Annotated in this window: 11 protein-coding genes and 1 pseudogene; 9 read left to right on the forward strand and 3 right to left on the reverse strand. The window is 65.3% G+C overall.

Annotated elements, in window-relative coordinates; all coding sequences use genetic code 11:
- A partial coding sequence (locus D893_RS13320) for a helix-turn-helix domain-containing protein (protein ID WP_146220559.1) occupies window positions 1-182 on the reverse strand: 182 nt, incomplete at its 3' end.
- A 91-nt stretch (window positions 183-273) separates the two neighbouring features.
- Between D893_RS13320 and D893_RS13325 the strand changes: the two genes are divergently transcribed.
- Window positions 274-993, forward strand: a complete 720-nt coding sequence (locus tag D893_RS13325; RefSeq protein WP_146220563.1) for a diguanylate cyclase — start codon at window positions 274-276, stop codon at window positions 991-993.
- A gap of 185 nt (window positions 994-1178) precedes the next feature.
- Here D893_RS13325 and D893_RS13330 read toward each other — a convergent pair whose 3' ends face one another.
- A complete protein-coding gene (locus tag D893_RS13330; protein ID WP_110620050.1) occupies window positions 1179-1619 on the reverse strand; it encodes a rhodanese-like domain-containing protein in 441 nt (146 codons plus the stop codon).
- A 166-nt stretch (window positions 1620-1785) separates the two neighbouring features.
- On the opposite strand from D893_RS13330, the gene modA reads away from it, so the two are divergent.
- From modA to D893_RS13365, 7 genes are all read left to right on the forward strand, one after another.
- Window positions 1786-2586: a molybdate ABC transporter substrate-binding protein gene (modA, locus tag D893_RS13335; RefSeq protein ID WP_110620051.1), complete on the forward strand. Its 801-nt coding sequence runs from the start codon at window positions 1786-1788 to the stop codon at window positions 2584-2586.
- Window positions 2587-2592: 6 nt separating this feature from the next.
- On the forward strand, window positions 2593-3285 hold the full coding sequence (gene modB / locus D893_RS13340; RefSeq protein ID WP_110620052.1) for a molybdate ABC transporter permease subunit: 693 nt from the start codon (window positions 2593-2595) through the stop codon (window positions 3283-3285).
- A complete protein-coding gene (gene modC, locus D893_RS13345) occupies window positions 3282-4388 on the forward strand; it encodes a molybdenum ABC transporter ATP-binding protein (protein WP_110620053.1) in 1107 nt (368 codons plus the stop codon). Before modB ends, modC begins: the two co-directional genes overlap by 4 nt.
- A gap of 187 nt (window positions 4389-4575) precedes the next feature.
- A complete protein-coding gene (locus tag D893_RS13765; protein WP_143592232.1) occupies window positions 4576-4953 on the forward strand; it encodes a hypothetical protein in 378 nt (125 codons plus the stop codon).
- On the forward strand, window positions 4950-6287 hold the full coding sequence (locus D893_RS13355; protein WP_143592233.1) for a hypothetical protein: 1338 nt from the start codon (window positions 4950-4952) through the stop codon (window positions 6285-6287). The genes D893_RS13765 and D893_RS13355 overlap by 4 nt, the downstream gene beginning before the upstream one ends.
- Window positions 6284-7804: a hypothetical protein gene (locus D893_RS13360; protein WP_110620054.1), complete on the forward strand. Its 1521-nt coding sequence runs from the start codon at window positions 6284-6286 to the stop codon at window positions 7802-7804. The genes D893_RS13355 and D893_RS13360 overlap by 4 nt, the downstream gene beginning before the upstream one ends.
- 1 nt (window position 7805) lies before the next feature.
- Window positions 7806-8123: a HigA family addiction module antitoxin gene (locus D893_RS13365; RefSeq protein WP_077244075.1), complete on the forward strand. Its 318-nt coding sequence runs from the start codon at window positions 7806-7808 to the stop codon at window positions 8121-8123.
- A 137-nt stretch (window positions 8124-8260) separates the two neighbouring features.
- Here D893_RS13365 and D893_RS13370 read toward each other — a convergent pair whose 3' ends face one another.
- Window positions 8261-8770 (reverse strand): DsbC family protein, encoded by a 510-nt coding sequence (locus tag D893_RS13370; RefSeq protein ID WP_077244076.1) that lies wholly within the window; start codon window positions 8768-8770, stop codon window positions 8261-8263.
- A gap of 228 nt (window positions 8771-8998) precedes the next feature.
- Between D893_RS13370 and D893_RS13380 the strand changes: the two are divergent.
- Window positions 8999-9190: pseudogene (locus D893_RS13380) on the forward strand (IS256 family transposase); the annotation flags it as partial.

Here is a 9190-nt window from a genome sequence, read left to right on the forward strand (position 1 = left end):
GTGCGCTTCTGGGCGGTACGCGCCTCGTAGCAACCGCCATCGCCGTTGCGCTTCAGCTCTCGACTGATCGTCCCCGGGCTGCGGCCCAGCGTCCGAGCAATCGCCCCCTGCGAGCGCCCCAGCCCGCGCAACGCACTGATCTGATATCGTTCTTCCTGGGTCAGCTGCCTGTAGTGCCTCATCGGTACGCCTGAATGGGTTTGGGGTGAGAGCCACCCATTCTACGGCGGCAGCTGGCCCACCCCTTCCGGGTTCAGGCGTTGCAGTTATTCTGTGAATTCAGGGCCCGAAAACACACCGCTGGAGCTGCCTTCACCATATATCGGCTTCGTGTATGCGGGCAGCGCCGTCGGCGCCATGGCCTTCGCGGGCATTCTGGTGCAACTCTTTCGCCTCGAGATCGATCAGGCGGAGTCCGCACTCATATCCAGAAACCGGGAGCTGACACGAATCAGCGCCACTGATCCCCTGACCGGTCTGGCCAATCGCAGGACCATGGATTCGTACCTGGAAGAAGAGTGGCAACGGCTTGAACATCTCCGATCCCCCCTCTCCGTTGTCCTTCTCGATGTAGATCATTTCAAACCCTATAACGACCTCTACGGTCACCCCGCGGGTGACGAATGTCTCCAACGGGTGGCCGGCATACTTTCCCACATCGCCCAGCACAGTGGCGGCCTGGCCGCCCGCTACGGCGGAGAAGAGTTCGCAATCGTCCTGCCCGGACGCGGAAGCGAGGACGCATACCGGATCGCCGAGCAAGCCAGGACGGAAGTAATGGACCTGAGCATCAGACACGAAAATTCCGATGTCCTCCCGCAAGTAACGCTCAGCGTGGGCGTGGCCTCGGCCGTTCCGGGTACGATCGATAATGCGTACGAGTTGCTGCGATATGCGGACGAGGCTCTTTATGCCGCCAAGCGCAATGGCCGGAATCAAGTAATAGTCGGCCCGTCACATTCCTGCACGTCCGGGCGCCAGGAAAACACTTGATCGATGTGATGCCCGTGCGGCAACAATGCGCTCTCGGGTGAGCCGCAAGGGCGGGAAGCTGGAGTCCGTGCCACTACTGCGCCATGACGGCGAGCAGGCCACGGATGCGAGAGCATGCTCGCACGCGAACACCCCGACGCCCTCAAGGGCCCCGGCCGTGACGAAACCGCCGCGACCCGCGACCCTCAATCCGCCTTCCCGGCCCCCTGCCATCCGCGAAACCCCTCGCGCACCGACAGGCTGCGGGCATACCCCAGATCCCGCAGCAGCCGCGCGGCCCGCAGGCTGCGCCGCCCGCTGTTGCACAGGCACAGCAGGATCTGATCCTGGCGCACATGGTGCTGGTTGATCAGCGACAGGAAGTGCTGGAAGTCCCGCTCGTCCGGCTCGTCCGCATCCAGCAGCTCCTGCTCTTCTTCCGACAGATGCTTGCCCAGCAGCTGCTTCAGCCGGAACAGCGGCACCGACACCGCGCCATCCACCGCGCCTTCCAGCTCCAGTTCGAACGGCTGGCGGATATCCAGCAGCACCGCCAGCCCGATATCCACCAGCTCGCGCGACGCATCCACGCTGATCTCCAGCTGCGGCCCTTCCGTATCCGTCACCTCTTGTGCCTCGCTCGTCATCGACTTCCTCCGGTTGTGCCCTGCGGGCGCTTCAGACAGGTCTTGCGGAATGTTGTTCCACCCAGCCCGGCTCGTTATATTCCATTGAGCATAACGATTCTGACAGCAGCCATGTTCGCCCCGGGGTCGCCCCCGGCTCAATCCGACGAAAGGACGAACCCAATCCATGCCCCGCCACCCGCGCCTTGTCTTCGCGAGCCTGGTCATCGCTCTGTTTCTTCTGCTGGCCCCGTCCGCTGCCCACGCCAATCAACCGCTGACCATCGCCGCCGCCTCCGACCTGCGCTTCGCGCTGGACGAAATCATCGAGGAATACGAGCGCGAACACCCGGACGACGCGGTGCGCGTGACCTACGGCTCCTCCGGGCGCATGACCACGCAGATCATGAACGGTGCGCCGTACGACGTCTTTTTCTCCGCCGACATCGCCTACCCGCAGAAACTGCGCGCGGAGGGCCATGCGGTGACCGAACCGGAGGTCTACGCCATCGGCCGCATCGTGCTGTGGAGCAACCGCATGGATGCCTCCGAGCTGACGCTGGAAGACCTGACGCGCGACGACATCCGCCGCGTAGCCATCGCCTCGCCCACGCACGCCCCCTATGGCGTGCGCGCGATGGAGGCGCTGCAGGCCGCCGGCGTCTGGGACGACCTGCAGCCCAAGATCGTCAACGGCGACAACATCGCCCAGACCGCGCGCATGGTGCAGGCCGGCGGCGCGGACATCGGCATCATCGCCCTGTCACTCGCGGAGTTTCCCGATCTGGCCGAGCACCCGCACCACCTGATCGACGACGCCCTGCACGACCCCCTGACCCAGGGCTTCGTGATCACCCGCCGCGGCGCGGACAAGGACACCGCGCACCGCTTCGCCGAGTACATGAATGGCGACACCGCGCGCGAGATCATGCGCCGCTACGGCTTCGTGATGCCCGGCGACGAACTCCCTGACGACGCCGACCAGTAACCGGATATGTTCGACCTGAGCCCCACGGACTGGATGGCGATCGAGGTCACCCTCAAGCTGGCGCTCTACACCACGCTGATCCTGCTGGTGATCGCCACGCCGATCGCCTGGTGGCTGGCCAACGGGCGCGCCCCCGGCGGGCTGCGCACCGCGGTGCAGGCCCTGGTGGCCCTGCCGCTGGTGCTGCCCCCCACCGTTCTCGGCTTCTATCTATTGGTCCTGCTGGGCCCCGCCGGCCCGGTCGGCAGCACGCTCGAGAGCTGGAGCCTGAACCACCTGGCCTTTACCTTTCAGGGCATCCTGATCGCCTCGGTGATCTACTCCCTGCCGTTCGCCGTGCAGCCCCTGCAACAGGCTTTCGCCAACCTCGGCCGCCGCCCGGTGGAGATCGCCGGCTCGCTGGGCGCCGGGCGCATCGACCGCTTCGTCACCGTGATCCTGCCGATGACGCGCGGCGGCTTCATCGTCGCCGCCACGCTCGCCTTCGCCCACACCCTCGGCGAGTTCGGCGTGATCCTGATGCTGGGCGGCGCGATCCCCGGCGAGACCCAGGTGCTGTCCATCCTGATCTACGACCACGCCGAGGCGATGGACTTCGACTCCGCCCACCGCCTGTCCTTCGGGCTGCTCATCTTCGCCTTCGCCGTGCTGTTCATCGTCTACGCGATCAACCGCCGCTTCGACACGGTGCGCCTGTGACCCGGCCCGAGCCCGACACGCTACGCATAAAGGCCCGGCTGGAACGCCCCGGCTTCGCACTGGACGTGGACACCGCCTTCCCGCTGGAAGGCGTCACCGCCCTGTTCGGCCGCTCCGGCTGCGGCAAGACGACGCTGCTGCGCATCATCGCCGGGCTGGAACACCCGCCCGGCGGCGAGGTGCACTTTCGCGATACCGCCTGGCAGTCCGGCAAGACCTTCGTCCCGCTGCACCGCCGCCGCGTCGGCCTCGTGTTCCAGGAATCCACCCTGCTCCCGCACCTGTCCGTGCGCGGCAACCTGCTCTACGGCTACAAGCGCACGCCGGAGCCCCTGCGCCGCCTGCACCTGGACGAGGTCGCCCGCCTGCTCGGCATCGCCGACCTGCTGGAGCGCCGCGCCGACCAGCTCTCCGGCGGCCAGCGCCAGCGCGTCGCCCTCGGCCGCGCCCTGCTCACCAGCCCCGACCTGCTGCTGCTCGACGAACCCCTGAACGCCCTGGACACCCAGACCAAGCGCGAGATCATGCCCTTCCTCGCCCGCCTGTCCGAGGAGACCGGCATCCCCAGCCTGCTCGTCACCCACGCCCCGGACGAGGTCGAACGCCTCGCCACCCGCGTCGCCTTCATGCACGACGGCCAGCTCGAACGCCTGGAACCCCTGCGCGACGCCCTCGCCCGCGCCGACTCGCCTCTGTTCCGCGACGAAGGCGCCGTCTCCGTCCTGCAAGGCACCCTGGGAGCGGCCGACACCCACGGCCTGCACCCCTTCGGCCCGCCCGAGGCCCGCTACCGCGTACCGACCACCCCCGGCACCACCAACGGCGCCGGGAGCCAGGCCCGTCTGCGCATCGACGCCCGCGACGTCTCCATCGCCCTGTCCCCGCCCCAGGACGTCTCCATCCTCAACATCATCCCCGTCACCATTGAGTCGCTGGACGAGGCACCCGGCCACCACGGCCCCGCCCGCCTCCTCGCCGTCTGCCGCCAGCACGACGGCCAGACACTGATGGCCGAACTCACCCGCTTCTCCACCGAACGCCTGCGCCTGAAGCCCGGCACCCGCGCCCACGCCCTCGTCAAATCCGTCGCCCTCCTCGACTGACCACCCATTTGTGCCAGGCCATCCATGCACGGGCTCGTCGACTGTTAGTATTACTTGCACCCGAGCCAGCCGGGGAGAGAAACCCGGTCTTTGTTCAGATCGGCAGCAGGCCTGGCCTTAAAGTTGATAACGGTCAGAAACGGAAGGCCGATTCGGTGGATTTTGGTGTGATTGAGGAAGGCGGATCATGGACGATTATCGGGAAGCAGCCATGCGATGGTTACAGGACGGAGAGTGTCTGCTTCGTTCAGATCGCTTCGGTGGGGCGAGTCACGCCTTCGGGCTGGCCGCCGAATGCGCGGTGAAACACGCGATGGACCGGCTTCCGGGAGGGGAGCGTGAACTCCCCCGCCGGCACTTGCCGGACCTGATCGATGACGGCAAGCGCTGGTTCAGCGGGCGCACCCAGCGCGGGCTTTACCAGTTGCTGAATTCCACGGGCTATATGGAAGGCTGGACGATCGACAACCGCTACCGGGGAGACGATGCGTTTGATGTCGAAATGGCCGAACGCTACCGCGACCACGCTCGCCGGACGTGCCGCGCGGCGAATCTGGGGGCGTGAACATGGAAGGCCGCCAGATATCCTTCGACCGCTGCATCCCGGAGCTCGTGCATGCAGTGCGCTCGGTCGAACCGACCGCCGATTTCTCCGGACTGCGCGTGGTGCGCGACATGCACGGCCGCCTGTATCTGACAGTCCCGGATGACTGGCCCCAGCCGGCCCTCGACACATTGCGCGAGCAACTGCACCGGGTGCTTGGACCGTTCAGCCCGGGCAGGAACAATGGCGTGGCCAGATGCTCGGAAACGCTGTCTGGCGAAGCGCTTTACCGAGAACCCAGCCTGGTGCAGTGGGTGGGCGATACGGGGGTGCACCTCGTGGAGCGGCGTGCCATGGGCCAGGACTGGGTCCTGCAACCTGACCCTGGTCAGACCTCACATCCGCCGCGATTCGTGTTCCACAGCCTGAAGGGCGGTGTCGGGCGTTCCACGGCGCTCATGCTGTGGGGCCGAGAGCTTGTCCGACAGGGGCGTACGGTGCTGCTGGTGGATCTGGACCTCGAGGCCCCGGGGCTTGGCGCCCACATGCTGCCCGAACAAAACCGACCGGAATACGGCGTGCTGGACTGGCTGGTGGAGGATCTTGTCGGCAACACCCACCCGGGCCTGGCGGCCGACATGGTGGCTGAAAGTTCACTGGTCGACCGGCCGGGACTCTGGCTGGCCCCGGCCCTGGGTCGAACCGCAGCCGAGCATTCCGAAAGTGCGCTGGCCAAGCTCGCGCGCGCCTACCTCGAAGGCGAGGATGGAAGCGGCTTTGCGGTGCGTCTGCAAAAAATGCTCGGTGCCCTGGAGGCAGAGGTACAACCGGATGTCGTGTTGATCGACAGCCGGGCCGGCCTTCACGAGACGGTCGCAGCGCCCCTGTTGCATCTGGATGCGGAAGTGTTCTTTTTTGCCGTGGACGTACCCGCCACATGGGAAGGTTACCGGTACCTGTTCGCGCATCTCGCCCAGCTGGCATCCGTCAGCGGTTCCGGATCGAACGATGCGCAGTGGCGAACGCGCTTCCATATGGTTCAGGCGCGTTCAACCATGCGCATGGAAGACAAGTACCGTTTCGCCTCCAGTTCCTACGGGGTATGGGTCGACACTCTGTATGATGCCGTTTCATCGGATGGCATGGACGGCCCGGATATCGCATTCACATTCGACGAACGTGACCCTGAAGCACCCCACTGGCCATTCGGCATCCTGCGTAGCGAGCACTTCGAGGCATTCAATCCGATGGAGCAGCTGGCGGACGTCGGGGAGGCTGCGATACGGGAGGCGTTCGGAGAGCTCTTCGAAGGCCTGCACTCCTGTCTGAGCCTGCTGGAGGAAGAAGCCGGATGAATCAGCCCGCCTTGCACCGTGACGACCTGCGCGCGGCCTTTGAAGCCATCCCGGAAGAAGTGGCGCATCACGGTACCCACCCTCCGGCACCCGCGAGCGTATACGTGGTCCCCGGTCACGAAAGTGCACTCAACCCCAATACACCAGTGGTGGTCGGGGACCGGGGCACGGGCAAGAGCTTCTGGAGTGCCGCCCTCAACGGTGAAACCACTCGTATGATGATCGGCCGCCAGCTGAAGCGGCTGAGGCTCGACAAGGTTCGTGTCGGCTGGGGCTACTCTTCCGAGACAGGCAACCGCAGCCACCCTTCCCGGCGAGTATTGCGGAAGCTGCTTGACGAAGGATTCCGGGCCGAGGACATCTGGCGCACGGTCATCCTGTACCAGCTTGCCGATCCAGCGGAACACGCCCTGTTTCGGGGGGCGGAACGCTGGGCCGAACGTGTTCAGCGAATCGTCGATGACCCGGAGACCGAAGAACAACTGTTTGCAACGCTGGACGCTGACCTGAAGGCACGCGGGGAACGGCACCTGGTGGTATTTGATGCGCTGGACCGTCTGGGCGATGACTGGGCGCGCATCCGCACCCTGCTGCGGGGGCTGCTGCGGGTTGGTCTCGATCTGCGGGAATACAGCGCGATTCGTACCAAGTTCTTTCTACGCCCCGACATGTGGGAAGACGAAAGTGTCTGGGCCTTCCCCGATGCATCCAAGCTCACCCACGGGCGTGTACTGCTGGAATGGCATCGCGCGGATCTGTATGGCCTGCTGTGGCACCACCTGGGAAACGATCCACAATCCGGCCCCGCTTTCCGCGGATGGCTGGCCGCTACGCACAACGAACACTTCGAGTCGGTGGAGATCGACGGCGGGACCGTTTTCGTGGTCCCGGAATCGCTGCGAACACAGGACAAGGCACAGGCCGAAGTACTTCGGGCCATCGCGAGCCCCTTCATGGGGCGCGACCGACGCAGGGGCAAGACCTACACATGGGTGCCAACCCATCTGGCGGATGCCAAAGGGCAAATCAGTCCACGTAGTTTCCTGGTGGCACTGAAACAGGCTCATGTGCTCACCGAGCACCAGTACGCCGATTCCGGCGTTCTGCTTCACTTTGAGGGCATCAAGCGCGGCGTACAGGAAGCCTCGCGCATCCGTTTGCAGGAACTGCAGGAGGACTACCCCTGGATCAAGCAGATGCTCGAACCACTGCACGGGATGACCGTACCGACCACCAGAGAGGACCTCCAGACCCGCTGGCGCGAAAGCGGCGTGGTGGACGCCATTCAGCAGGCCGCAACGGACGACGACAACCAGGACGACTCCGCACGCCCCTACCTGCCACCGCATGCGCTGGAAACGCCCGCCGCCGGCCAGTGTGCGGAAGACGCGCTCATCGAGGCCGCAATCGAGATCGGCGTGATGAGTCGCACGGCCGATGGCCGTCTGAATATCCCCGACCTGTTCCGGGTGGCTGCCGGTATCGGGCGTCGTGGCGGCGTCCGGGCGATCCGGTGAGATGACGATGCACAACCCTCCGCATCCGGGCGAGTTCATTCGCGAGGTCTATCTGGAACCATTCGGGCTGAGTGCCCGCCACCTGGCCAGCAAGCTTGATGTCTCGCCTTCCACCCTGGGGCGTATCCTGCAGGGGCGCAGCGGAGTCAGCCCCGAGATGGCGCTGCGTCTTTCGAAAACGCTCGGGCGGTCTCCGGAAAGCTGGCTTGCCATGCAGGACCAGCACGACCTCTGGTGTGCACGCAGGAGCGTGAAGCTGGACGGCGTACAGCGAATCCAGTTCGACGGGCTCGGCGACAGCGGACAACCAGGCGCGTAGCCCGGCAAGCAGGTGCGCGACGGGCAAGGTGGCTACCCCCGGCCCGGTCAGCGCCGAGGCATCCACCGATATCGTTAAGGACCAGAGGGGGCCTCCAGCGCATGGAGAAGAAGACCCCTTCCGTCTCGTTACGCTGCTTACCGGGCCGCCTCGGCTTCCAGCATATCTGCGAGTTCGGCTGCGGGGACAAGGCCGTACCTGATCTGGCCCTCGGGGGTGATGATGGTGGGGGTACCCAGGAAGCGGTGCTCCCGGGCGATGGCCAGATGATCGGCCACGGGATTCGGGCAGTCTTCCGCCTTTATGGTCTCGGCCCGCTTGGCCCGGGTGATGGCATCCTGCCGGTCGTCGCTGCACCACACCGCCTCCATCTGCTCGAAGGCGTTGCCGATGACGGGGAACGCCGCATAGCGAATGCGGATGTCCCACAGGAGGTAGTCATCGATTTGCTGGTGGAACTCGCGGCAATAGGGGCAGTTGACGTCGGTAAAGACCGTCACGGTGTACTGGGCGCCATCCGGCTCAAAGACGATGAGCTCGTCCTCGTCCAGGCCTTCCACCAGTTGCACGATCTCGGCCTGCCGTTCCCCGGCGGCCGCGTTGCCGCTCAGGCCGAACACCAGAAGCGCCACGGCCACCAGGACCATGGGCCATGTGCAGATCCCGTTCGTCCGTATCACGTGCACCATCCTTCCGGCTTGATATGTTGACAGCCGGATTTGTCGGTCTGGCGGATCCCCTCCCCCGAAACACATACCAATGGACCATTGCGAGAGTTACTGTCGAAAGTGGTGTACGGGGGGGATTGAGGAAGGCGGCGTATCCGGCTGGAATGGGAGTGCGACCAACCAGCCAGCCAGAGGAGATACGCCACCATGGCTCACGATACGACAGACCTGCCGAACGGACCAGAGGACCCGTTGACCGAACTTCTGCGCCGCGGGGCGCGGGATCTGATCAAGCAAGCGGTGGAGGCAGAGTTGCAGACGTTCATGGAGACCTACGCGGAGGATCGTTTGCCGGACGGTCGCCGGGCGGTGGTGCGCAATGGCTATCAGCCGGAGCGC

Source organism: Thioalkalivibrio sp. ALE21 (assembly GCF_003208255.1).
Taxonomy (GTDB): Bacteria; Pseudomonadota; Gammaproteobacteria; order Ectothiorhodospirales; family Ectothiorhodospiraceae; genus Thioalkalivibrio; species Thioalkalivibrio halophilus.

Bases quoted from the DNA above. Each gene is read 5' to 3' on its own strand.
- D893_RS13330 (WP_110620050.1), bottom strand. From the start codon at position 1,619: ATGACGAGCGAGGCACAAGAGGTGACGGATACGGAAGGGCCGCAGCTG.
- modA (WP_110620051.1), top strand. From the start codon at position 1,786: ATGCCCCGCCACCCGCGCCTTGTCTTCGCGAGCCTGGTCATCGCTCTG.
- modB (WP_110620052.1), top strand. From the start codon at position 2,593: ATGTTCGACCTGAGCCCCACGGACTGGATGGCGATCGAGGTCACCCTC.
- D893_RS13765 (WP_143592232.1), top strand. From the start codon at position 4,576: ATGGACGATTATCGGGAAGCAGCCATGCGATGGTTACAGGACGGAGAG.
- D893_RS13360 (WP_110620054.1), top strand. From the start codon at position 6,284: ATGAATCAGCCCGCCTTGCACCGTGACGACCTGCGCGCGGCCTTTGAA.
- D893_RS13365 (WP_077244075.1), top strand. From the start codon at position 7,806: ATGACGATGCACAACCCTCCGCATCCGGGCGAGTTCATTCGCGAGGTC.
- D893_RS13370 (WP_077244076.1), bottom strand. From the start codon at position 8,770: ATGGTCCTGGTGGCCGTGGCGCTTCTGGTGTTCGGCCTGAGCGGCAAC.